A 22,046-nucleotide genomic window follows, 5' to 3' on the forward strand; every position below is an offset into this window, starting at 1 on the left:
GCCGGGGCGGTTCTGCTCCGGCTTTGCTTTGGCTTATGGCTTGCCCAGCTTGTCGGCTTCCTCCTTTAGCTGCTCGGCTTGCTCGTTCAACAGCCTTGCCCGTTCCAACGCTTCCGCCTGCTTCCTGCTGCGGTATTCAAAGCCTTTCACCGAATCGGTTAGGCTTCGGATGAAAGCGTTGTCCCGTTCCCGGCTGAACTTCGTTTCCAGCAAATCAAGGCTGTTGCCGTCTGCCTTTCCTTTCATCAGGATATAGCGGTATTTTATATCATTGTCCTGTAACCGCTGCATTCTTTGTATAAACCGCACATTCAATGCAAGCGACACAAGACAAATGATTATCCCTGCTGAAAGAAGAAAGAACTTGGGTTTCAGGTAGGGAGTTACCCGGTATATCAGTTTGTCATGCCATGAAACGGGCGTTGTTTCCCCGGTCGGTGTATCATCAGCCGGGAACAACACCTTTAACCGCTCCTTGAAATATCGGTGCGAGGTCACGATAAGCCCCTTTATATCTTCAAGGTCTTGTTTTTGGTTCTCGGACTGCCCTTTTCCGATACTGCCGATTTGGTTTAGAATCTCCTGCACCATGTTTTCAGTAATGCCGGATTTACCTTGCATTTCCGAAATGCGCTGTTCGATAACGTCCAGTCGGTTAATCGTTTCCTCCCGGCTGGCTGGCTGGCGTTACCTGCTTCTCCTGCCGTTCTTTCAGTTCCGTAACCATGGAGAGAAGCCCCTCCAAAATTAAGTTATTTTCCATGTCCTTATAATTTTAAGTGTCGTTTCTTTTTCTTTCACCGGGATTGTCGGGTGTTTCATCAGCCGGAGAGGACGGGGCGGAGAACAGACCGCCCAAGCCTGCCAGTAACGGACTGTCGGCTTTGCCCAGTGTCTGCGATAGCTCCTGAACAGGTGCGGAAACCGTCTGTCGGTTGCTTCCGGTAGTGTTCAGCCCCGCATCCCCGAAACATTTATCCAGCTTGGAGAAACTGAAACTGCGGTCTATCTCCGAACCCTTGAACGTATATTCGTCTTTGGAAAAGGATATACCCTGCACTTCGCCAGTCTGTTCCCTGTACTTGAAATGAATCCCGATACCCTTTTCTGCCAGCCGGGTTTGTAACTGTCGCCAGTTCCTTGATTTCCCGATTTCATCCTTTACGGCATTGTAAATCTCGTATTTGGATTTGTCCGGTTCTCTCAAACGGTGCTGCTTTACATGCTCCTTGCCTTTAGCGAAATAAAGCCCGTGTTTGGCTTTCAGCTTCTTGCATACCTGCTCGTTGCGGTACATGTCGTTCCTGTCCGAAATAGTCTTGCCGTTGTTGTCTATGCGGTTGAACACGATATGCACGTGCGGGTGTTCCCGGTCTTGGTGGCGCACGATAATATACTGCGTATTGGTGATTTTCATTTCACGCATGTACTCCTGTGCAAGCTGTATCATTTTCCCGTCTGTCAGCTTGGGTGCGTCCACCGGGGAATAGCTTAGCGCAATATGTCCGACAGGCTTTTTCAGGTCGGGGTTCATCCCGGCTTGCAGAATGAAACTGCGTATGATGTCCCGGTTGCTTTCCGCTAACACTCCCTCCGAATGAAGCAAGGCAGCCTGTTCCTTGCCCAGCACGTAATTTACACAGCCTTTAAATCCGCTTCCCTTTTTTATTTTTCCAATCATCCGACAGTTGGTTTATGATTTCGACAATCCTGTTTTTGAGTTTCACCAGTTCCACCGCCACCAGTGCGAACCCTCCGGCATTCGCCCGGTGCGCCAGTTGGTTGATGTTGTTGGCTTCGCTCGCCAGCTTGCGGATAGTGTCCGCATCCTGCCTGTTCAGCCGGGGCGTTACCTCTGCCGAAACGACCGCCTGCCGGACGTACTCGCTGACGTGCAGCCTGGCTTCGGTGGCTCGCTTCCTGATTGCGTAGAACTGTAACTCGGTCAGTTTCGTGCTGACTACCCGGTTCTGCTTGTCTATCCGGCTTTTTGCCGGGCGACCTCCCGGCTTGTTCCTTATCCCTGTCATGTGTTTTTGCTTTTAGGTGGTATCTTAAAAATTGTGACCAACGGGAGAAATTTTCTTTGCTGTCAAGCAAAGCAAGGTGTTTCGGTCTACCGAAACATAACCTTGCTCTCCCTAATCACACAGCCTGCCGTCGGTTCATGCCGCCAGCCTTGCAGGTCACATCCTTAGCCCTCTCTTTCTTTTTTCACCCGGATTTTGTCTGTTGCCCTGCTCCGGCTGGGATATGTTGCCGGGCTGCTTCATCCTGCTTTCAAAGCCCCGCTTTTCCGGCTGGCTTGCCTTTATCCCACGCAGATAGTCGTTCAGGTCATTGTGACCGCTGTACAGGTGTGATGCGTCACGTACACGCCATTTGTATTCCTGCCTTATGGCTTCAACCGCTTTCCTGCCTGCCTCGTCATTGTCAAGCATACAGTGTATATGACCGTAACCAGCCAGCGGATATAAGGCCTTATCTACGTTGGCGGTGGAGTTCAGGATAACGTAATCCTGCCAGTCGGTACAGGGCATACCCAGGCTTTCCCGCTGCCGGATAGTGAGGAATGAAAGATAGTCCATAAAGCCCTCGAACAAGAAACAGGTATCTCTCGGTTCTCCCTTTTGCCTTATGTGGGTGATGTCTTTCGATGTGCTGCCCTTGAAACGGGGATTGCGAAGCTCGTAACCTCCTGAATTATTCCTGAACGCCAGCGCAAAATAAGGCTTGCCACCGATGCGGTAATACATCTCCTGCACGTATGGGGCTGCCGTTCCGGGGGAAATCCCCCTTTCCTGCAAGTAGCGCATGAGTGCCGGATTCTGTAACGACTGTATTCTGCGTATCTCTATCGGGCTGGCTGCCTGCCTTTTCGTGTCCCTTTCGGGCAGCTCTTTCCCGTGAAAGGAAAAAGAGGTAGTGTCGCCCTGCTCCAGTCGGCAGATAGCACCGTAGGCGTTGCACCCGTTCTGCTTCATCACAAGGTCGATGAGCGTCCCTCCCTCGCCAGTTCCGTAGTCACACCATAGATTGGCGTTATAATCCACTTTGAAACTCGGTGTGTTGTCCTCCCGTAAGGGGCTGCGGTACATCCCGTAGCTTCCTTTTTCCGTGACGGGCTGGATTCCCAAAGAGTTTAGGTAATCCTTGATACTGATATTGTTGGCTTCCTTGTAGGTCATAATCTTTATTTTTTTATTTAACGATAGTAATAATGAAGCAAGAAGCGAGTAAGAAGAAGCACGGGACACTACTACATCTATCTTTTTCTTTTTCAACGGATTGTAGTACATGTAGTAACATAGTAATTATTTATCCTTTAAAAAAGGAATAAATATATTCTATATATTATATGCCGTTTTTTCTTTTTCCCGGATTTTCCAAAAGTTTGGGATTCTATCTTACTTCATACTACATAATTGATAAACTGTTGTTTATTAAATTGTTATGTATGTATCAAACAATATGTAGAAGCTACTACATTCCGGTTCTACCCGTAATCATCCCCTGTACGGGAAGCCGGAACGGGCTTTATCCTGTACCCATATACCGGATAATGGTTGTTGTTGATGCGCTTCTGTACCCGCTTGAAACCGATTTTCCGCAATGATTCGCCCAGCCTTTTTTCGGATAGCTGGACGGGGGATATATTACGCAGGTATGCGAGTACCTGTGCCGTTGTCATGAAGAACAGGGCTTCTTCCTCCTCTGTCGGCTTCTCAAAGTATTGTGTCAGCATCTCAAACTCGATTGTCTGTACCTCAAATTCCGCATTTGTCAGGTGCAGTTCTTCAATCTCCGCATCATTGAACCAGTAGCGCACGCCCTGACGGTACAGGTACATGATTTCGGAATAGACGTTATCTATGCGGATGCTTTCTGCCGTGGGCTTGTCTATGTGCAGCACCTTGAACGGCAAAAAACGCCTGCTGCCTGTCGGGTCGGTCAGGAACTCGTTGCCGTTTACCGAAGCCATGAAGCTGGCGAGGTGGGGGTATTCCTCTATGTAAACATCATACGGTCTGCGGTATTTTACTGCCGGGGTGGTGATAAGGTTCTTCAAGGCGTTCTCGTTCTGCTTGTTGAGTTCCTTTAGCTGGTCGTCAATGTTGATGAACAGGTATTCGGCTATCAGTGTCAGGATGTCTTTGCCCTGCGGGTCTATTTTTCCGGTGAACAGGTAGTTCTTAAGCGGTGTCGGGCAAAGGTTGTCCAGCCACCACGATTTAAACTGTCCCTGCTTGTCCCCAGTCAGCACCAGACAGGTATGATTCTGACACCCCGTGTCGTTCATCGCGTTGGCTACCACACCGATAAGCCATTTCGTGAAATATTCCTCCCATTTGCCGGGGTTGGCTACCTGTACAGTGTTCAGAAGCCTGCCGATATGCCCGTGTTCGGCAGGATTCAGTAAGGGCAGGGCGTTGAAGCATTCCCGTATGGGATGTACCTTTCTTGCGAAGTCGCTTTCCAGTATCATACGGATGTTCTCGGCAGAGGTGACAATACCAGCGGTTGCGTCCAGCCTGCGCCTGAACGAGTTCAGGACAAATTTTGTAACAGGCTGGTACAAGTCCGAAGAACCCGCAGCCCGGTATTCCGTCCGGCTCTTTACGGTGTTGAACCGGAAATCGTACAGGACGTTCAACATGCTTTCGATGCGCTCGTTCTTTGACTGCCAGCCCTCGATATGCCGTGTTTCATCACCTCTTTTCTTTTTCATCGGGAAGTCTGTTAGAAGCCGGGACATACTGCTGCTGCATCCACTTTTTGAGTTCCTCCATGTCGAAACGCAGGGTACGCCCACGCTTGACACAGGGTATCAGTCCCTTGCTGGCTAAATGATACAGGTAATTGACCGAATACCCGGTTATACCGCTGGCAACGGATATTTTGACTAACAAAGGCTCTTTTCCGTCCTGCCGTTCTTCGGGTTGTGCGCCCATGACCGGGGCAATCATCTTTTCGATGTTCTCCAGCCGTTTGAAAATTTCTTCGAAAGGATTATTCATAGGTGCTTGTTTTTTGAATTAGCACCACAAATAAAATAAGAAAAATCGGTAAAAAACAAAGCGTCAGCCGTTTGGAATCGCTTTGCTTCGCTCTGCACCAAATTAATGTCGGCAAATAGAAAACGGCTTTGTGTTCATTACCTTACTTATTTAGGGAATGGAGAAAAAACAGGTTTTTTGTTATCGGTTCGTTTCTTTCATGTTGTTTTTGGGTTGGTGGTGGACATTTTCGGACACGCAAGGTCATTTATGGACAGAGGGAAACAACCTATTATTCAGCATTATATATTTGCACCAGTGAAGAAATACGGAGTATTGACAAGAATAAATATATCGGTTATGGAAATAGTGACGATTGAAAAGAAAACTTTTGAGCTTTGGAAACAGAGGTTTGAAAACTTTGTGGGTCGTGTGGATGCGCTCTGCGTGCCTTTACGCAGGAAGCGTGACAAATGGCTGGATAACTGCGAGACCTGCCGTTTGCTGAACGTTTCAGCCCGGACGATGCAGACCTACCGTGACACGGGGAGACTGCCTTATTCGCAGATTAACGGCAAGATTTACTACAAGGCTTCGGACGTGGAAGTCTTTCTGCTTAATCAGGTAAGGGACAATTCTAAAAAGTAGGCGTATGAATTTGATAACGAAAGATTCCGAAACTACGCTGGTGCTGTTTTCTTCACTTGACAGGGTGCTGGAAAACGTGGAGTACGTGGCAATGAACTATCGCCCGGTATTGAACGGTGAACACTACCTGACGGGCGATGAAGTGTGCAGGCGGCTTTGCATCAGCAAACAAACTTTGTAAAATTATGGCTGACTTAAAGAATTCGCTATAAATATACTGTGTTGTAAAACAGATATTTATATCTATGCTTGGAATAAGAACAAAAAACAAAATATATTGTTCTTATATTGAGAAATTGCTTTCAAAATTTGGGAGTATACAAAAAATACAGTTAATTTGCAATACTATATATAACAATAGAAAGATGAATACATTAGTAGAACTATCTATCAAAGATTTTAAAGCTATCAAACGGGCTGATGTGCAGCTTGATGGTATTACTGTCGTGTCAGGTATAAATGGATGCGGTAAAAGTACAATGTCTAAATTGTTATATTATATATTTCGAAATGCAAATTCATTTGAAGAATTGGTCTTGCTTTATACAAATAGTCAGATTCGTCCTTATTTAAATGTCTTAGAACAGATTCAATCTTTACTGCTATATCGTAGAGATACCAGTAATTATCGAAGATTATACTTTAGAAATATAGAATTGACTAGCTTGGAGAACACTCATGCCTTTTTAGATTTAGTAAAAGATTTGTGCGCAAGATTTTTAAATTTGGAAAGTGATTTGCAAAAAGCAGGAAATTCAATTATTACTGAACGTTTACGTTTAATATTACGCTCAACTTTAAAATCCGGTGAAGATAGAGATACAAAAAAAATGTTAGATGCCTTAGTTGGAAGAATTTCTGAACATCTCACAAAAGCTGAGCAGTTAAATGTTGAACGTCCATATCGGTTGTTGAAAGAAAGTTTGAATGCGGCTTTTGATGTTAATTTGTCAAAAAGTATTGTTTTAAAAGAATATGGAGATGCTATCTTAGGAGAGAATCTTTCAAATGTTCCTTTATTGCATTATATAAAAAAAGTTGCTTATATTGACACTCCTATGGTTATAGGAATGGAAACATCTTCTCAACAACCAATATATTGGAAAGAATTGAATTTATTGTTAAAGCAACCACCAAGAAGAGGATATAAAAGAACTATTAATAATATAATTAAGGAAGATATAATTAAAGGAGATGTTTCTTTTGACGAAGATGGATTCTCTGCCGGGTTTAAGTATAAGAGAGAAGATGGGAAAGAGTTTGATTTATTAGAGTGTGCTACTGGTATTAAATCATTTTCGTTGTTACAATTATTGTTGAAAAATTTATTTTTAGATGAAAATACATTGCTTATTATTGATGAGCCAGAGGCACATTTACACCCTCAATGGATTGTAGAGTATGCACGTTTAATAGTTTTATTACATAAAAAAGTTGGTGTGAAGTTTTTTATTGCTAGTCATAGTACAGACATGGTTAGCGCTATTAGGTATATTGCAGAAGAGGAAAAATGCTTATCCTCTCTGTCTTTTTATGTGGCAGAGAATGAAGAACAAAAAAGTAATGCTTTTGTATTTCGTCCATTAGGACATGATATTGAACCTATTTTTGAATCCTTTAATAAGTCGTTTGAAAGATTAGATTATTATGTCAGTAAAAAGAAAAAATGATAAAGAGGTTGTTAAACGACTATATAGAGGGGAAAAAGCAATTCGTAATTTTGTAGCAGGCAATAGTATTATGATAAATTGCTTAGATTTTATTCAGACTATTTTGAAAAATGAAAAATACAAAGAAAAACAGTGTCCTTTTGACCAAGAAATTGCTTTAAATCTTGATAAAGTTGAGATTTTGGCTAAAAAAGGGACGCTACGAGATAAAACTGTAGATTTTGTAGTCTGTTTAGAAAAAGATTGGCTACTTCTTGTTGAAGCTAAATTGGAAGTTGAGAATGTTGCAAATATTGCAAAAACAATACAAGATAAAATAGAACATTCAAAAGTTCTTTTGCGTTCATGTGATAACTATATTCATTCAGAGGAATCAGTTGTTGTCCTATTAAATAATAAACACTATCAAGAACAATCTAATAAATTGAGGAAGCTATTAATTGCGAAAAATGTCAATATAAAACCTTATAGGGTATGTGATTTTTATAAAGAATATTTTATGCCTATTTGTTAATATATACTGTTTTATAATTTAATCAGAAAATTAGTATATAAGGGCTTAAATGTAAAAAAAGTAATTCTATTATATTGGGGTTATACTCTATACTCCTAATATTTCTTGTGTAAATATCAAAATTTGAGATATTATTGTTACATCTACTTTATAAAAGTTTGTTTGGCACAAACAAGCTTTTATAAAGTACTATTATCTATTGTGAATTAAAGCTTTGTCCTGCCGTTCTTCGGGTTGTGCGCCCGTGACCGGGGCAATCATCTTTTCGATGTTCTCCAGCCGCTTGAAAATTTCTTCGAAAGGATTATTCATGAGTGCTTAATTTTTGAATTAGCACCACAAATAAAATAAGAAAAATCGGTAAAAAACAAAGCGTCAGCCGTTTGGAATCGCTTTGCTTCGCTCTGCGCCAAATTAATGTCGGCAAATAGAAAACGGTTTTGTGTTCATTACCTTGCTTATTTAGGAAGTGAGGAAAAGACGGGATTTTTGTTATCGGTTCGTTTCTTTCATGTTGTTTTTGGGTTGGTGGTGGACATTTTCGGACACGCAAGGTCATTTATGGACAGAGGAAAACAACCTATTATTCAGCCTTATATATTTGCACCAGTGAAGAAAAACGGAGTATTGACAAGAATAAATATATCGGTTATGGAAATAGTGACGATTGAAAAGAAAACTTTTGAACTATGGAAACAGAGGTTTGAAAATTTTGTGGGTTGTGTGGATACGCTCTGCGTGCCTTTGTGCAGGAAGCATGACAAATGGCTGGATAACTGCGAAACCTGCCGTTTGCTGAGCGTTTCAGCCCGGACGATGCAGACCTACCGTGATACGGGGAAACTGCCTTATTCGCAGATTAACGGCAAGATTTACTACAAGGCTTCGGACGTGGAAGCATTTCTGCTTAATCAGGTAAGGGACAATTCTAAAAAGTAGGCGTATGGATTTGATAACGAAAGATTCCGAAACCACATTGGTGCTGTTTTCTTCTCTTGACAGGGTGCTGGAAAACGTGGAGTATGTGGTAACGAACTATCGCCCTGTATTGAACGGTGAACGCTACCTGACGGGCGAGGAAGTATGCAAGCGGCTTTGCATCAGCAAACGGACGTTGCAGGATTACAGGGATGCGGGACTGCTGGGGTATGTGCAGCTTCCGGGAAAAATCATCTATCGGGAAAGTGACATCATGGATTTGCTGGAAAGGTTCTATCAGAAATGAAATCTTGAAAACTATATGTAAAGCTATCTTATTTTCTATATTTATTGGCTTAATGATTAGGAATCAGCAATAATACGATTTTTAACATTATTGCTGGCTCTATAACTATTAGCCTAAAATTTTATTTTTAAAAGTAAAGGCTATGATAAAAGCTATAAAGGTAGATGTTAGTCCATTAAAAAGATTGAGATATATTTCAGCTTCGTGATATTTATCGTTATTATTCATCTCTAACAAAATATTTTTAATATTATCCTTTTTTTCTTGTATCATAATAGAGGATTGAGGAACTGTATTTAATGCTAAATCTAATTCTTCATAAGCATTTAGTAATTCTTTATAGATTGAATTTTTCTCTTGGTAACAATAGAATGTTTTGTTTACACAGATGACAAATCCTATGAATAATAAGACTGAAAAAAAGTATAATACTCGTTTTCTGAAAGAACCCAAAGAACCTCCTTTTCCATTATTATATTTAGAAAAAAATAGTATTGACATAATTAGTAACAAGCAGTCAATAATGATAAAAACAAAAGTATCGTTCATATTTCTATATATTTAAAGGTATTAGATAGCAAAGATAAGGGTAAAAAGACTTAAAATGACACTTCTAAATCTTTTATAGTTGATACACTACTTATTAGCGGTGTGTCATATTTGAAATGATTTCTTGAAATATAGAGGTTAAGATTGCAATACAGCCAGCAACTATGCTTTCTTTGAAACTGTGTTGCTGACTGTATTATATTAATTCTAAGAAGGAAATCAATAGATGTTTAAATTGACGTTTGGTGAGATTTCAATATTTTCTATTTTAATTTCTTTATTGGAAATAAAATCGAATGTACCTTTTCCATATAATCGTGTAGAAAAGTCTTGTTCGATACTGGAGTCACCATGTGATGCACCTAAAAGAACCTTTGCAGTAAAACTCATGTCCTTAAAGCTGAAAGTTTTGTTAGGTATATCGACATAAAAGTTATTAGGAGATATACTAATATCCCAATCTTCTACTCCATAGTTTCCTGGATTAGTATTATTGATTACATCATCCCAATAATTTAAATTAATTTGCAATTGTGTCAAAAGCTGACTTCTTATCTCTTCTAATTTCATAAATTAAATATTTTAAATTCATATCGGCAAATATATGCAAAAAATATTATTTTTCAAAAGGATAATTTCTTTTCAACGGCTTGCATATCCCTTAGTATCGTTTGGTCTAATACTTTCGCATAATGCTGCGTCATTCGGGTGGATGAATGCCCCAGCATTTTAGCCACGTTCGGCAGTGACACGTTGTTAGCCAGTGCGATAACCGAAGCGAAACTGTGCCGGGCAAGGTGTGTGGTCAGGTTCTTTCTGATATTGCACAGGTCAGCGATTTCCTTCAAATAACTGTTCATGCGTTGATTGCATATGACAGGCAGGCAGAGGCTTTTTTCCCGGCATATGGGATGTTCCTCGTATTTTTTGAGGATGGCAAGCGGAACCGGCAGCAGGGGGATGTTGCAGACAGAAGATGCCCGATGTCTGCGCTCTAGTTTTACACGTCCTTTTCTGATCCACCAGTCACCGTTGTTGTCCTGTACGAGGTTGTCTTTTGTCAGTGTGGACACATCGGCGAAGGCCAGCCCGGTGAAGGCGGCGAAGACAAAGATGTCGCGTACCAGTGCCAGCCGGGGGATGGTGAATTCTTTCTCCATGATGCTTTTCAGTTCCGGATAGGTCAGGAATACGGGATCGGTTTCGTCCTGTGCCATCTTGTATCCGTAGAACGGATCCTTGCGCATCCATTCTTTGGCCAGGGCCATGTTTGTAATACGCTTGAAGCATTTCATATAACGGACAATGGTGTTCCGGCAAAGGCCGGCTTCCGTTTTCAGGAAAAGGTCAAACGTGGCAATAAAATCGGAATTCAATTCATGGAACGTAATGTCTTCTTTCCCGTAAAAGTCAGGAATGGCCTTTTGCAGCTTTTTCATCACGTTGATGTAACGGTTGATGGTTACAGGCGCATAATCTATGTTTACTGCCTTTTTCATTTTTTCTATTTCTTCGTTCATTGTACCGAGCAGGGTACGCATTTCCGTCTCTTTTCCGAATACCCGTTTCAGAAGAAGTTTGGGCGTGATCAGTGCAAGTTCGAGCATCAGTTCCTTGTGCTTCTGCAAAGCCAGGGCACTGAGTTCTGCGATGTAGGCGTTCAGTTCTTTGGCAGTCCTGTCCTTTCCCTTGCTGCATCCTTTGGCGGAATCCCATTGTTTTGGCAGAACGCTCCGCTGTATTCTGGCCTCTTCGTAATGCCCGTCAATGGTTATACGCATAAGAATGGGTGCCTCACCGTTTTTCAGAAGTTTTGTCTTCAGAATGAAGAACAGGATGTTCATTGTTCCTTGTTTCATACTCGTTTCCTTTTAGTTGTTGGACATGTTTTACTTTGTCAACCGGAAAGGGGTGGAAGAGACGTCTTTTCGGTGGCTTTTTATTTGAAGGATATGAAAACCACCGAATTTTTCCGGAAAAACCACCGGAATAGGAAAAACGGAATTTCCTTTGGAAATTTATATTTCTAGGATACGGCGTTTTTTTCTTTTCGTCCGATCTCTTTTTCACCACATTCAAGCAGGTCTGCAAAAGTACTCTTTAGTGCCTGAAAGATGATTTTGTAAACAGTTGAAAGTAAGTGAAGTATAAAGCTAATGGTGGTTTTTTTAAGGGGCTTGGAAAAACCACCGAATGGGACATTTTTAAATTCTTAAATCTGCATTTTTTTGTAGGTGACAGAAATAAAAAATCCCCCGAAATTGCTGAATTTCAGGGGATTTCAAGAGTGAAAAGTTCTTTCGAGTGGTGCCACCAGGAATCGTAACATATCTACAAGTGGCTGTATATCATTACTTTTCAGAATCACATTAACAGCAATCTCCTCCTATTGCTCCACCGTTGGACTTCTGTGTTTTGCGCATTGTGGAAACGGATGATTTCTTGGTGCAAAGGTAGTGAATTAGTTTGGATTATTATCGTTCTTGTCCTTTAATCTTTTGATTTCTCTATCAAAATCGCTTTCAAGCAAGTCCATTTCACGTTTGCGATAGATAGCAAACTCCTTTTCTGCCTTTTCAATCGCCTGTTTATGTGAAATACGTCCTTTACCAATCAAGACCTTCCGTTTGTGTGCAATAATCTGGTTGTCCAGTGCTTCTATCCAGTCTTTCATTGTCATGGGATTCATTTCCAATGCTTGGAACTCGGCAAAGTCCAAGAAACCGGAAACAAGCAGATTCAAGCGTTGTAGTTCAATCTCAGACAAATAATTTTTAGCAATCTTCACATCATCTTTAGTCACATAATTACCCTTGAAGTTTGTCATACCCACAAATGGCTTTTCATTATCCACGCGATGATAGATAACTTCGGCTGCCGTATTCTCATGAACCGCATAATGCAGCTTGTTCTGTACTGTGGCAAAAAACATTTTTGTCATCTCGTCACGAGGGTCGTAGTCTGTCGCTGTGGCATAAATGTCCGTAACCTGTTGGTAAAAATTACGTTCGCTACTACGAATATCCCTGATGCGCTGTAACAATTCACGGAAATATCGGTTTCCTCCCTGTTTCAATCGCTCGTCATCCATAGCAAATCCCTTTTGGATGTATTCGTGAAGCCGTTGGGTAGCCCAGCGACGGAAACGAGTCGCCACCTGCGACTGGATACGATACCCCAATGCTATAATCATGTCAAGATTGTAATGGTCAATGTTACGTTTTACCTGACGATTGCCTTCCTGGCGAACTAACAAGAATTTCTTGTTAGTTGCCTCTATGGTCAGTTCTCCATCTTTATATATATTATCCACATGTTGGCTGATGTTCTGTTGTGTTGTACAATATATTTCCGCCAACTGATTTTGCGTCAGCCATAAATCCTCATCGGCAAAACGCACGGACACACGAGTTATCTCGTTATCGTCTTGATAGAGTATTATTTTGTTTTCTTCGCTCATAATTAGTGATTATCTTTTTTCTTTGAATTTGAACGATAAAGTCTGTCGGTAATTACACCCCTAAATATGTCCTCATTGAGAAACTCTAAAACACGGTTCAAATCTGCAACATTATTTGTTGGTAAAACCAATTCTTTATTTTCATTTATTTGGGCATTAACTCCGTATTTATTTAATAGGCTTGTTTTTGTTCGAGATGCTTTTCTCATAAAAGTTGAAATATTGTCAGTGTTCGACAACAACTTTATAAGCCGACGTGTCTTTATGTTTGCTATATGCTTTATGCTTTCGGTATTTACATTAATTCCATCTAATTCTCCAAAGGATTCAATTTCAGCATTTGTAGCTTCTGTAACAAAATTTATTAGTGAGAATATTTGATTTGCGACTGTATAACTTTGGAAATATAGCTTTCCCTCCTCGTACAACGCATGAATCTTATCTTCGACAATAAAAGCAGAGTTATTCATTTTTGCAAATACATTTCCATATTCAAACCGCAAGACCATTTTGCGTTGCAACATATTTTTCTTATTAAAGATCTGAAAATAGAACTTTCCATCATCGTAATAAAAGATGCTTTTAGGCATATCTTCATTTATATTGTATTCGGACATGTCAGCCTGATTACATGGTATACGAGCAAAATCTTCAGGTAAGTCATAATGCACGTACGTTATATTTTCTCCGTTCCGACTAACAATATTGCCATCGAAAACATCTTCTTCTATACCTTCTGGTTTGAATGTAGCCCCACTATTTATAAATAGGTTTTTAATCTCTGTTATTATCTCTTCTTTTAGAGGGATATGTTTTACTGTATTATCAGGCATCAATGCATAAAATTGGCTCATATTATTTTTCATTAATGATTAAACCCATATAATCTGTCACTTCAACAAACTTTTTAATCTCATTCTTATTCCTGATACATTTTTCAGAAATTAGTATATAGGTGTTTTCTTCTGTATATACTTCATAATAGCGATACCCCCATATTGAACAAAGTAAATTATAGTTGTTGTTATTATAACTTGCAATCGCAATAAAGCAGCATTGAAGTATTATGCAAACAAATAATACCATAAAATCAAGTTCGTCGGCAAATATTGTCAACCAAGGGATTATAGACGAAATTACCTGCTCCGCACTGTTCAGAGATAAATTTGAATAAGATTTCACTTGAATAGTTTTTCCCTCCTTGTACTTGCTAGATTTTTTACAAAGAAAAATTTTGATGCCGATAAGACATATTAATGTGAATCCAAAACTGATATTGATGCCCCACCATTCAAAACTAGTAGGAAATATCCTATTTTCTAGCATTTCATCCCAAAATCGAAAATAATTCGTGCTATCCTTAATGACACCTATTAATCCTAGTGACAAGAATGTTGGTGCTGTTACCGTGGCGGTGAACAGAAATTTAGAAACAAAACTTACCATCGGAAGATTATTTTAAAGATGAAAATAATTTGTTTATCTCCTCTTCTGTCTCAAATATGGGGGTTGCGCCGTACTCGCCATTAAGATAGCTGTTTTGAAGCATTTTATCAAAGCGCACATTATATAAATTATCCATTCTTCCAAATGAACTGATACCGTTATTGTCTTTTTTCATCAACCATATTTCATCTCTCCTGAATATCTTTTGATCCATTAAAGAACTTTCATGAGTGGTGAAAATCAGTTGACTTGAAACATCTTTTGAATACTTATAAAACAATAAAATTATTTGCTTAATAAGTGATGGATGCAAGCTACGTTCCATTTCATCAACAATAAAGACTTTCTCTCCTTGAATCAAGTCCAAGATAAGTGGAATATAATCAAATAAACGTTTTGTACCATCACTCTCATCGCCAAGCGAAAAAAGCTCGACATCAGTTTCATTCATTTTTTTATGTACTGTCATCAATTTCTTAGCCTTAATTTCACCATCAATCAAGTTGATTAAATACAAGTTATCGTCAAATCTTAATGCTCCAAATGCTTCATCTGTGTTGGATTTTGACAAATCTGCTTTTATTGCACGTTGTAAATCTTGTGGAATACCAAGTTTTTCAAATTGTACTTCTATTAATTTTACACTATCAACGCCAGTATTGAAATATCTTAAAAGTGCCCCAAAACCACGTTTTAAATCATTATCATCAGCAGCTTTAAGTAATACACCTTGCTTATACGGAGTATCAGGGAATATAATTTTAAGAGAATTTACGAACCAGTCTATAACAGAATCCAAATCTTTAATATTTGATACATTCTCATGAATGTTACGACTCATGACCTCATGAAGAAACAATTGTCTTTGTGGTGTCGCTTTTGCAAGAAATGACAAGAATTGTGATTCTTCTTCTTTTGGATTGAGTTTAAGAAGATATGAAATATCAAAATTGGATTTTTTTGTATTCCTTTGAAAAATAACACATTCATTGTTTTTGTTTATTTGCTTAAGCCATTCTAAGCTTATTTGTTCTGCATTGTAGCTAAAGCCATATTCATATTTTTTGTTTCCACAAAGTATATGATAAATAATGGTTGTATCTTTTTTCTTATTTTCCGAGCTCAAACGAAAGGGGTAAAAATCTATTAAATCATCTGTACGAGTACCCCTTAAAACAAGTTTTTTACCTAACTCTATCGCCTTGACAAAATTGCTCTTTCCGCCAGCATTTGCTCCAAACACTGCTGCTGATTTTAGCACCCACTGTCCTTTAGTCGGCTCCATTTTATGGTCCTTTTTCAAAGAACCTTTGTTGGGCTGAAGGAGTAATATTTCTTTATCCTTAAAGGATAGGAAATTTTCTATTGTGAACTGTTGTAGCATAAGTATTGACTAAATAAGTTGTTTAACACTGCAAATATAGTGATATTTTCTCATTTGCACAATATATTACGTATGATTTTGTGATATATAGTATTTACAATGTGATTTTTTCTCATCTTGAATATATAATACTGAAAAAGTTTGTATATTTGCATCGTGAATTCGAAATTAAGACCCTGGTGAAGGACCAGAGAGTTCACACTCTTGTATTATGTACAGAATATTTATTTCGCATTCGTGGTCATATTCAAGCGATTATGACAAAATTGAATTATTTTTACGTCAAGAAGGTATTCGCTTTTACAACCATTCTGTCCCCCAGAATGACCCCATTCATACAAATGGCTCAGACAAGCAATTATCTGATGCAATAGAAGCAAAAGTTAAAGGGTGTAGTTGTGTCATTATCCTTGCTGGAGTATATGCCACTTATAGCAAGTGGATTAACAAAGAAATTGAAATGGCACAGAAATATCGCAAACCAATTATTGCGGTTCAACCATGGGGGGCAGAACGCACATCTTCTGTTGTGAAAAATGTAGCTGATGTCATTGTTGGCTGGAATGCCAAATCCGTCGCAAACGCGGTTCGAGAATATGCTATATATCAATACCTTTAACACAGAGGCCGTATGAAAAAAGCACTGTTAATTGGAATCAATGATTATCCTGCGGGAAATGAACTGACAGGATGTATAGAGGATATCAATAACGTTAAAGCTGTAATTGAACGACATGGCGATGGTTCTCCGAATTTTGGAGTTAAAATGATGCCAAATGTACAGACTTCAGGAGAAGTAATGGAGGCTATTCAAAAACTTTTTGCTGGAGATAATGATACAGCTCTTTTATATTTCTCTGGGCACGGTTACGCAAATAACACAGGAGCAGAGATTGTTATGCCACAGGACATATCCACTCCCGGTCTGTACTATACAGGAATACAGATGTCAACTATAATGAATATTGTCAATAATTCTCATGTTCATAACAAAGTTGTAATCTTAGACTGCTGTCATTCTGGAAATATGGGGAAGTATAATCTTCAAGATGCTGGCAGCATTTTAAATACAGGAGTTTCTATTCTAACAGCTTGTCGTGAAGATGAAGTTGCGATGGAAGCTGGTGGCCATGGCCTTTTCACAGAGTTACTCTGCGCTGGACTTAATGGAGGAGCATCAGATTTCTGTGGGAATATTACTATAGGTGGTGTGTATGCATACATTGATCGTTCTTTTGGACCATGGGACCAAAGACCAGTCTTTAAAACCAATGTTACAGAATTTGCACCATTACGTAAAGTAGAACCACAAGTGTCGTTGTCAGTCATTCGTGAACTAACAAACTTGTTTGTGGATCCGAATAAAGATATAGCACTAGATCCATCTTTCGAGGACACAAACGACCCGTCTGTGCATCATGAATACGTAATACCCTATGCAGACCTAAATAATGTTAAGAAATTTAAACTGCTGCAAAAACTACAAAGCATAGGATTTGTGAAACCTATAGATGAAGAATTTATGTACTTTGCAGCAATGCATAGTACCGGATGTAAGTTAACAGAGTTAGGAAAATATTATTGGAGATTAGTAAACGAAGGAAGAATTTAATTTGAATATGGAATATTTTAGCGAGGCACATTTTCGTGCCATAACGAACAGAATGTCTCTTTACGAGCAACGCACATACAGCGATAATTATCAAGGATTACCAATGAATGAGCAGTTTGATATATTTCTTTCTTACAACATTTCCGATTCGGATGTTGTAAAAGGTATATTTTATGCTTTATCAAACATGGGATTCAAGGTCTATCTTGACTGTATTGTCGATGCTAACATGAAAAGAAATGAGACAGATAAAAATACTGCGAAAAGGATACAGCAAAGATTAAAGAATAGCAAATCTTTAATTTACGCTCAATCGCCTGATGCTGGAAAAAGTAATTGGATGCCATGGGAATTAGGGGTAGTAGATGGACATACAGGCAAATGTATGATTATGCCTGTTACGAAAGATGCTAAGCCTGTAAGTCCTCGGCGTGAATATCTACTTCTTTATCCTTACATTATGCCTTATGGAATTAGAGAAGAAATGAGAGTTTTCACAGAGCAATATTCTATTTATGGGGAAGATATTAATTCGTATATACGGAAATAATTTGTAACATCAAGCAGTGTGTTCTCGACTGCATAATTCGAGATGTGCATAATAAGGAAGAATATGGCAACAAATCCACCGTCTGGAGACGGACATCGCAATGGCGCAGTGAAAAATCGTTCACAGGTTTTTAATCCCAAAACAGAACAATGGGTAAAAAGAGATAAAGATACCGGGCGTTTCATGGATGTCAAACAAGATGGTACCCCGTTTAAGGGTGTGCGAAAAGAAAAGTGAGTTTTTAACGAGGGCAAGAGTTTGATACTTGCCCTTGTTTACTGCTTATGGTTACAATTTACAATTCAATTCCATATTCTTTCATCTTTTTATACAGCGTTGTCCTGCCTATTCCCAACAACTTGGCAGCAAGATGTCTCTTTCCCTTCGCCTGCTCTAAGGCACGGATAATCCGTTCTTTCTCTTCTGCTTCACTTTTGAGAGCGAAGCTGGAAGGAAAGGAAGATAGCTGTTCTCTGCCTAACTCCAAATCGTTATCAGTTATCATGTTGCCTTCCGCGTGCAGGACAGCCGTCTGTATCTTTTGTTTTAATTCACGGACGTTGCCCGGCCACGGATAGGCAAGCAGGATGTTATTGGCGGAAGCATTGAATCCTTTGATGTTACGCTCCAGTTCCTTGTTCGCCAGTCCGAGAAAGAACTCCGCCAACGGCAATATGTCCTCTTGACAGTCACGCAAGGGTGGTACGGTTATCGTGTATTCTTTCAGGCGATAGAGCAAGTCCTCACGGAAACGCTTTTCGGTGACGGCTTTCTGCAAGTCGTCGTTAGTAGCCGCCACGATACGTACGTCGGCGGTCTTGTCCTCTTTCGCTCCTATCGGACGATAGCGGTGTTCCTGTATGACACGGAGTAACATACGCTGCATTTCCATCGGAAGGTTGCCCACTTCGTCAAGGAACAATGTGCCGCCTTCGGCTTCCTGAAAATACCCCACATGGGCAGAATCTGCTCCCGTAAATGCCCCTTTGACGTGTCCGAAGAAGGCGGACTGTGCCAATGTCGGGGACAACGCTCCACAGTCCACCGTTACGAAAGGTTTTTCCGCACGTTTGCTTTGGGTATGCACATAACGGGCGATGTGTTCCTTGCCCGTGCCGTTCTCTCCGCATATCAGCACTCCCAAACGGGTGGGCGCAACCAACCGGACACGCCGCTTGATTTCCTGATATGCCGCTCCCTGACGGACGAATATTGGCACCTGCCCCTGCCTTTTCTGTTCCTGTGCCTTGTGCAGTAAACGGATGAGAGGGACAAGCCTGTCCTCCACCAACAGTTTGGGGATATAATCGGCAGAGCCGAGTTTCATACTTTCCACCGCCGTATGCACCTCGGCATAGTCGGTCATGACGATAAACGGTTGCGGCTTTTCCTCCTTGCGCATCCATCGTAACAGGTCGATACCCTCTCCGTCAGGCAGACGAAGGTCGGCAAGCACGATGTATTCCTCTCCGGCTTTCATCAACAATTTCTTGGCGGTGGAAAGCCGATACGCCTGTGCGGTGTCGAAACCGCCTTTCTTCAAAAGGTTGCAGATATAATCGTTATATACGGGATTGTCCTCTACCACTATTACTTTCATTGCTTGTCCTCCTTTCGTGTTTTAGCTTGTCCCACTATCTTGTTACCCATAGCCAACATTGCATCTATGGCTTTGCTGATTTCTTCGTCCGCACAATTCTCCTCCATACGCAATAGGCGGTGCAGCTCCCTGAGTGGTTTGTCTGCACGGATTACCGCCCACGAACTGCGCAAACGATGTACCTGTATATCCAAAGCCTTGCGGCAAGCATTGCCCCAGCTTCCTTTATGGCTTGCATATCCTTTTCCGTCTCGGTTATCAGCTTGTCGAGCATTGCCACCTTGTCGCCATACGCCAACAAGGATGTCAGGTCGGGCTGTTCCTCCTTGTCAGACAGCAAGGGGGAAAGGCATTTCTCCGACACCGCCATCAGTTCCGACAGGTCAAACGGTTTGAACAGGCAGGCGGAAAAGCCTTGTGACAGCAGTTCTTCTTCGGTACAGCTTCCCGATGCCGTAGCGACTACCACAGGAATGGTCTTCGAGTTACCGATGTCCGATGAACGGAGAAGTTCCAACACCTCGTAGCCGTTCGTTTCCGGCATCTTCAAGTCGGTAATCAGCAGGTCGTAGTCATTTGTACGTATGGCTTCCATAAGGTCGCCCGTATTGTTGCATATCTCGCAATGGATGCCGTAATGAGCATACATATCCCTTGCCATCGAAAGAAGAATGTCGTTGTCGTCCAACATAATGACCGAATATGAGCGTTCAAAGTATGGCTCTTGATATTGCTCTTGCATTTTCTTCTTTTCGATGCCAGCAATATCAGCGGTTTGCATGGGTAATTCTATTGTGAAACGACTGCCTTTGCCTTTCTCGCTGTCCAACCGGATTGTACCGTCCAACATATCCACGATACGTTTCACTATCGACAAGCCCAATCCGAAACCGTCCTGTGTGGCGGCATTGGAGAGACGTTCAAATGCACCAAACACACGTTGCTGTTCTTCTCCACTCATTCCGTTGCCTGTATCTTCAACTACAATAGAAAGAACACTACCGTTATATTCCATACGAAACGATACGTTTCCGCTTTGCGTGAACTTGACAGCATTGGATAAAAGATTGCCGCAGACCTGCATGATGCGCTCCTTGTCACCCATCAGGATAACATCATCGCAACATTCCACCGTAAAACGCAAGTCTTTTGCTTCCGCCAAAGGAATAAATTCTGTCAATAAAGCGTCTGCCATGCCCTGCAATCGAAACGGGGCGCTATTCGCATTCTCCTTTCCACTATCCAGCCGGAAAAAGTCAAGTAATGTGTTCAACATGGCAATCATCCTACCGGCTGCCTGTAAGATACTTTCTGCATAGCGGCTTATGTTGTCCGTATCGTGTCCTTGTATCAGTTCCGCATAGCCGTGTATGGCTGTCAGCGGTGTGCGCAGTTCATGGGTAATGGTGTGCATGGCTTTCTTGCGGGAGGAAATCAGTTCCTTGTTTTGCATATCTGATTCATAGAGTTGCTTTATCAGGCTGACTGTCTTTGATTTATACCGTATAATACGGCGTATATCCCTGTGAATAATGATATAAGAAACAACCAAAAGAAGAAAGAGACAACCTGTCAGACTGCCGATTTGCAGGAACGAACGTTCACGCATGGCGGTTATTTCCATCTCACGCCCTTGCAAGTCACTTTCTATTTTCCTGTCCATCTGCCCGATAAGCGATTGCAGTTGTCGGTTCAGCTTATTGTTACGCATGGCGAGGCTGTTGGTTTGTGCTGCTAAACGGCGGCTTTGTGCCTGTTGTTGTGCTATCTCCTTGCTGTTCAGTGCATGGAGCATGTTAGTCGTGGCGGTTGTTTTCGGCTTTTCTTTTTTGCCAAACAAACCTAAGAAACCTTTACGTTTCGACTTCTGTGGTTGTTCCTGTGCGCTTCTTGCCGCAATGACGGGTACACGCTCGGCAATCCTCTGGTTCAAACTTTCCTGTTCATCTAATACTTCCACAATGCCCTGAAGTAACCTTTCCTTGCTTTCCAACAAGTGGCGCACACTGTCTATTTGTCTTGCTGGATAAACCGTTTTGAAACGGCATAGCATACTGTCCACTGCCATACGCCGAATATGGTAATGCTCCAAATCCTCGTCTTCCCACTCCAACACACTTTCGCCCAAAAGAGAAAGCCCGGTCATTTCACCGTAAACATGATGTATTTCTTGGCGGAAGTTGTTTATCCGTTGGTTCTCCGTTTCCAATGCCTCAATCTCTTTCCATTCATAATGCCACAGATACATGATCCCACCTGCCAACAGGCACATCAACAGGTAACCAGCGGCAACCAGTATGCGGAGAAATCTCGTACTCATGAAATTCAGTTTCATTCATATATTCTTTTTATCAAACAGCCCGCAAATTTCTTTGACTCATGGGCAGTGCC

The 22,046-nt window shown here is 41.0% G+C and carries 22 protein-coding genes and 4 pseudogenes; 10 read left to right on the forward strand and 16 right to left on the reverse strand.

Annotation, left to right across the window (positions count from 1 at the left end):
- Positions 1 to 33: 33 nt before the first annotated feature.
- The 6 genes and pseudogenes from H8S52_RS10255 to H8S52_RS10280 all read right to left on the reverse strand — a co-directional run bounded on the left by H8S52_RS10255 (position 34) and on the right by H8S52_RS10280 (position 5,018).
- Positions 34 to 763: pseudogene (locus H8S52_RS10255) on the reverse strand (hypothetical protein).
- Positions 764 to 775: 12 nt separating this feature from the next.
- Positions 776 to 1,681, reverse strand: a complete 906-nt coding sequence (locus H8S52_RS10260; RefSeq protein WP_186909741.1) for a relaxase/mobilization nuclease domain-containing protein — start codon at positions 1,679 to 1,681, stop codon at positions 776 to 778.
- On the reverse strand, positions 1,647 to 2,030 hold the full coding sequence (locus H8S52_RS10265) for a MobC family plasmid mobilization relaxosome protein (protein ID WP_128577441.1): 384 nt from the start codon (positions 2,028 to 2,030) through the stop codon (positions 1,647 to 1,649). Before H8S52_RS10265 ends, H8S52_RS10260 begins: the two co-directional genes overlap by 35 nt.
- A 156-nt stretch (positions 2,031 to 2,186) precedes the next feature.
- Positions 2,187 to 3,188, reverse strand: coding sequence for a toprim domain-containing protein (locus tag H8S52_RS10270; protein ID WP_186909742.1), 1,002 nt, complete (start codon positions 3,186 to 3,188; stop codon positions 2,187 to 2,189).
- Between the two features lie 308 nt (positions 3,189 to 3,496).
- Entirely contained in the window at positions 3,497 to 4,729 is a 1,233-nt protein-coding gene (locus tag H8S52_RS10275; protein ID WP_186909743.1) for a VapE domain-containing protein, read from the reverse strand.
- Positions 4,710 to 5,018, reverse strand: a complete 309-nt coding sequence (locus H8S52_RS10280) for a helix-turn-helix domain-containing protein (RefSeq protein WP_186909744.1) — start codon at positions 5,016 to 5,018, stop codon at positions 4,710 to 4,712. The genes H8S52_RS10275 and H8S52_RS10280 overlap by 20 nt, the downstream gene beginning before the upstream one ends.
- 339 nt (positions 5,019 to 5,357) lie before the next feature.
- Between H8S52_RS10280 and H8S52_RS10285 the strand changes: the two genes are divergently transcribed.
- The 4 genes and pseudogenes from H8S52_RS10285 to H8S52_RS10300 all read left to right on the forward strand — a co-directional run bounded on the left by H8S52_RS10285 (position 5,358) and on the right by H8S52_RS10300 (position 7,829).
- Positions 5,358 to 5,645 (forward strand): helix-turn-helix domain-containing protein, encoded by a 288-nt coding sequence (locus tag H8S52_RS10285; RefSeq protein ID WP_186909745.1) that lies wholly within the window; start codon positions 5,358 to 5,360, stop codon positions 5,643 to 5,645.
- A gap of 4 nt (positions 5,646 to 5,649) precedes the next feature.
- Positions 5,650 to 5,823 (forward strand): annotated as a pseudogene (locus H8S52_RS10290) (DNA-binding protein); the annotation flags it as partial.
- Positions 5,824 to 6,010: 187 nt separating this feature from the next.
- Positions 6,011 to 7,315 carry an AAA family ATPase gene (locus tag H8S52_RS10295; RefSeq protein ID WP_186909747.1) on the forward strand — a complete coding sequence of 435 codons (1,305 nt, stop codon included), beginning with the start codon at positions 6,011 to 6,013 and terminating at the stop codon, positions 7,313 to 7,315.
- Positions 7,293 to 7,829: a hypothetical protein gene (locus H8S52_RS10300; RefSeq protein WP_175631453.1), complete on the forward strand. Its 537-nt coding sequence runs from the start codon at positions 7,293 to 7,295 to the stop codon at positions 7,827 to 7,829. Before H8S52_RS10295 ends, H8S52_RS10300 begins: the two co-directional genes overlap by 23 nt.
- A 216-nt stretch (positions 7,830 to 8,045) precedes the next feature.
- On the opposite strand, the pseudogene H8S52_RS10305 reads toward H8S52_RS10300, so the two are convergent.
- Positions 8,046 to 8,141 (reverse strand): annotated as a pseudogene (locus tag H8S52_RS10305) (DNA-binding protein); the annotation flags it as partial.
- Positions 8,142 to 8,480: 339 nt separating this feature from the next.
- Here H8S52_RS10305 and H8S52_RS10310 point away from each other — a divergent pair.
- Both H8S52_RS10310 and H8S52_RS10315 read left to right on the forward strand, forming a co-directional pair.
- Entirely contained in the window at positions 8,481 to 8,768 is a 288-nt protein-coding gene (locus H8S52_RS10310; RefSeq protein ID WP_186909748.1) for a helix-turn-helix domain-containing protein, read from the forward strand.
- 4 nt (positions 8,769 to 8,772) lie between these two features.
- On the forward strand, positions 8,773 to 9,054 hold the full coding sequence (locus H8S52_RS10315; RefSeq protein WP_186909749.1) for a helix-turn-helix domain-containing protein: 282 nt from the start codon (positions 8,773 to 8,775) through the stop codon (positions 9,052 to 9,054).
- A 108-nt stretch (positions 9,055 to 9,162) separates the two neighbouring features.
- On the opposite strand, the gene H8S52_RS10320 is transcribed toward H8S52_RS10315, so the two are convergent.
- The 7 genes from H8S52_RS10320 to H8S52_RS10355 all read right to left on the reverse strand — a co-directional run bounded on the left by H8S52_RS10320 (position 9,163) and on the right by H8S52_RS10355 (position 15,794).
- Positions 9,163 to 9,603, reverse strand: coding sequence for a hypothetical protein (locus tag H8S52_RS10320; protein ID WP_186909750.1), 441 nt, complete (start codon positions 9,601 to 9,603; stop codon positions 9,163 to 9,165).
- Positions 9,604 to 9,822: 219 nt separating this feature from the next.
- Positions 9,823 to 10,173 (reverse strand): hypothetical protein, encoded by a 351-nt coding sequence (locus tag H8S52_RS10325; protein WP_186909751.1) that lies wholly within the window; start codon positions 10,171 to 10,173, stop codon positions 9,823 to 9,825.
- Between the two features lie 53 nt (positions 10,174 to 10,226).
- On the reverse strand, positions 10,227 to 11,462 hold the full coding sequence (locus H8S52_RS10330) for a site-specific integrase (protein ID WP_186909752.1): 1,236 nt from the start codon (positions 11,460 to 11,462) through the stop codon (positions 10,227 to 10,229).
- A 602-nt stretch (positions 11,463 to 12,064) separates the two neighbouring features.
- Positions 12,065 to 13,063, reverse strand: a complete 999-nt coding sequence (locus tag H8S52_RS10340) for a virulence RhuM family protein (protein WP_007480398.1) — start codon at positions 13,061 to 13,063, stop codon at positions 12,065 to 12,067.
- A 2-nt stretch (positions 13,064 to 13,065) separates the two neighbouring features.
- The gene (locus H8S52_RS10345; RefSeq protein WP_232305922.1) at positions 13,066 to 13,929 is read right to left on the reverse strand and encodes a hypothetical protein; all 864 of its coding nucleotides are present in this window, start codon (positions 13,927 to 13,929) and stop codon (positions 13,066 to 13,068) included.
- On the reverse strand, positions 13,919 to 14,509 hold the full coding sequence (locus tag H8S52_RS10350) for a hypothetical protein (RefSeq protein ID WP_007480396.1): 591 nt from the start codon (positions 14,507 to 14,509) through the stop codon (positions 13,919 to 13,921). The genes H8S52_RS10345 and H8S52_RS10350 overlap by 11 nt, the downstream gene beginning before the upstream one ends.
- A gap of 7 nt (positions 14,510 to 14,516) precedes the next feature.
- Entirely contained in the window at positions 14,517 to 15,794 is a 1,278-nt protein-coding gene (locus tag H8S52_RS10355; protein ID WP_223804907.1) for an ATP/GTP-binding protein, read from the reverse strand.
- Between the two features lie 310 nt (positions 15,795 to 16,104).
- On the opposite strand from H8S52_RS10355, the gene H8S52_RS10360 reads away from it, so the two are divergent.
- The 4 genes from H8S52_RS10360 to H8S52_RS10375 all read left to right on the forward strand — a co-directional run bounded on the left by H8S52_RS10360 (position 16,105) and on the right by H8S52_RS10375 (position 18,292).
- Entirely contained in the window at positions 16,105 to 16,512 is a 408-nt protein-coding gene (locus tag H8S52_RS10360) for a TIR domain-containing protein (protein ID WP_007480394.1), read from the forward strand.
- A gap of 12 nt (positions 16,513 to 16,524) precedes the next feature.
- Positions 16,525 to 17,505: a caspase family protein gene (locus H8S52_RS10365; protein ID WP_007480393.1), complete on the forward strand. Its 981-nt coding sequence runs from the start codon at positions 16,525 to 16,527 to the stop codon at positions 17,503 to 17,505.
- 7 nt (positions 17,506 to 17,512) lie between these two features.
- The gene (locus H8S52_RS10370; protein ID WP_007480392.1) at positions 17,513 to 18,055 is read left to right on the forward strand and encodes a toll/interleukin-1 receptor domain-containing protein; all 543 of its coding nucleotides are present in this window, start codon (positions 17,513 to 17,515) and stop codon (positions 18,053 to 18,055) included.
- 63 nt (positions 18,056 to 18,118) lie between these two features.
- Positions 18,119 to 18,292 carry a hypothetical protein gene (locus tag H8S52_RS10375; protein ID WP_007480391.1) on the forward strand — a complete coding sequence of 58 codons (174 nt, stop codon included), beginning with the start codon at positions 18,119 to 18,121 and terminating at the stop codon, positions 18,290 to 18,292.
- A 58-nt stretch (positions 18,293 to 18,350) separates the two neighbouring features.
- Here the strand turns inward: H8S52_RS10375 and H8S52_RS10380 are convergent, their stop codons facing one another.
- Positions 18,351 to 19,655: a sigma-54 dependent transcriptional regulator gene (locus tag H8S52_RS10380; RefSeq protein ID WP_032536786.1), complete on the reverse strand. Its 1,305-nt coding sequence runs from the start codon at positions 19,653 to 19,655 to the stop codon at positions 18,351 to 18,353.
- A pseudogene (locus H8S52_RS10385) lies at positions 19,652 to 21,990 on the reverse strand (hybrid sensor histidine kinase/response regulator). Before H8S52_RS10385 ends, H8S52_RS10380 begins: the two are co-directional and overlap by 4 nt.
- Positions 21,991 to 22,046: the final 56 nt, after the last annotated feature.

The sequence above is a fragment of the Bacteroides sp. NSJ-48 genome, assembly GCF_014287405.1.
In the GTDB taxonomy this organism is placed as follows: Bacteria; Bacteroidota; Bacteroidia; order Bacteroidales; family Bacteroidaceae; genus Bacteroides; species Bacteroides stercoris.

Coding starts and splice junctions, on each gene's coding strand:
- H8S52_RS10260 (WP_186909741.1), bottom strand. CDS start 1,681: ATGATTGGAAAAATAAAAAAGGGAAGCGGATTTAAAGGCTGTGTAAAT.
- H8S52_RS10265 (WP_128577441.1), bottom strand. CDS start 2,030: ATGACAGGGATAAGGAACAAGCCGGGAGGTCGCCCGGCAAAAAGCCGG.
- H8S52_RS10270 (WP_186909742.1), bottom strand. CDS start 3,188: ATGACCTACAAGGAAGCCAACAATATCAGTATCAAGGATTACCTAAAC.
- H8S52_RS10275 (WP_186909743.1), bottom strand. CDS start 4,729: ATGAAAAAGAAAAGAGGTGATGAAACACGGCATATCGAGGGCTGGCAG.
- H8S52_RS10280 (WP_186909744.1), bottom strand. CDS start 5,018: ATGAATAATCCTTTCGAAGAAATTTTCAAACGGCTGGAGAACATCGAA.
- H8S52_RS10285 (WP_186909745.1), top strand. CDS start 5,358: ATGGAAATAGTGACGATTGAAAAGAAAACTTTTGAGCTTTGGAAACAG.
- H8S52_RS10295 (WP_186909747.1), top strand. CDS start 6,011: ATGAATACATTAGTAGAACTATCTATCAAAGATTTTAAAGCTATCAAA.
- H8S52_RS10300 (WP_175631453.1), top strand. CDS start 7,293: ATGTCAGTAAAAAGAAAAAATGATAAAGAGGTTGTTAAACGACTATAT.
- H8S52_RS10310 (WP_186909748.1), top strand. CDS start 8,481: ATGGAAATAGTGACGATTGAAAAGAAAACTTTTGAACTATGGAAACAG.
- H8S52_RS10315 (WP_186909749.1), top strand. CDS start 8,773: ATGGATTTGATAACGAAAGATTCCGAAACCACATTGGTGCTGTTTTCT.
- H8S52_RS10320 (WP_186909750.1), bottom strand. CDS start 9,603: ATGAACGATACTTTTGTTTTTATCATTATTGACTGCTTGTTACTAATT.
- H8S52_RS10325 (WP_186909751.1), bottom strand. CDS start 10,173: ATGAAATTAGAAGAGATAAGAAGTCAGCTTTTGACACAATTGCAAATT.
- H8S52_RS10330 (WP_186909752.1), bottom strand. CDS start 11,462: ATGAAACAAGGAACAATGAACATCCTGTTCTTCATTCTGAAGACAAAA.
- H8S52_RS10340 (WP_007480398.1), bottom strand. CDS start 13,063: ATGAGCGAAGAAAACAAAATAATACTCTATCAAGACGATAACGAGATA.
- H8S52_RS10345 (WP_232305922.1), bottom strand. CDS start 13,929: ATGAAAAATAATATGAGCCAATTTTATGCATTGATGCCTGATAATACA.
- H8S52_RS10350 (WP_007480396.1), bottom strand. CDS start 14,509: ATGGTAAGTTTTGTTTCTAAATTTCTGTTCACCGCCACGGTAACAGCA.
- H8S52_RS10355 (WP_223804907.1), bottom strand. CDS start 15,794: ATGGAGCCGACTAAAGGACAGTGGGTGCTAAAATCAGCAGCAGTGTTT.
- H8S52_RS10360 (WP_007480394.1), top strand. CDS start 16,105: ATGTACAGAATATTTATTTCGCATTCGTGGTCATATTCAAGCGATTAT.
- H8S52_RS10365 (WP_007480393.1), top strand. CDS start 16,525: ATGAAAAAAGCACTGTTAATTGGAATCAATGATTATCCTGCGGGAAAT.
- H8S52_RS10370 (WP_007480392.1), top strand. CDS start 17,513: ATGGAATATTTTAGCGAGGCACATTTTCGTGCCATAACGAACAGAATG.
- H8S52_RS10375 (WP_007480391.1), top strand. CDS start 18,119: ATGGCAACAAATCCACCGTCTGGAGACGGACATCGCAATGGCGCAGTG.
- H8S52_RS10380 (WP_032536786.1), bottom strand. CDS start 19,655: ATGAAAGTAATAGTGGTAGAGGACAATCCCGTATATAACGATTATATC.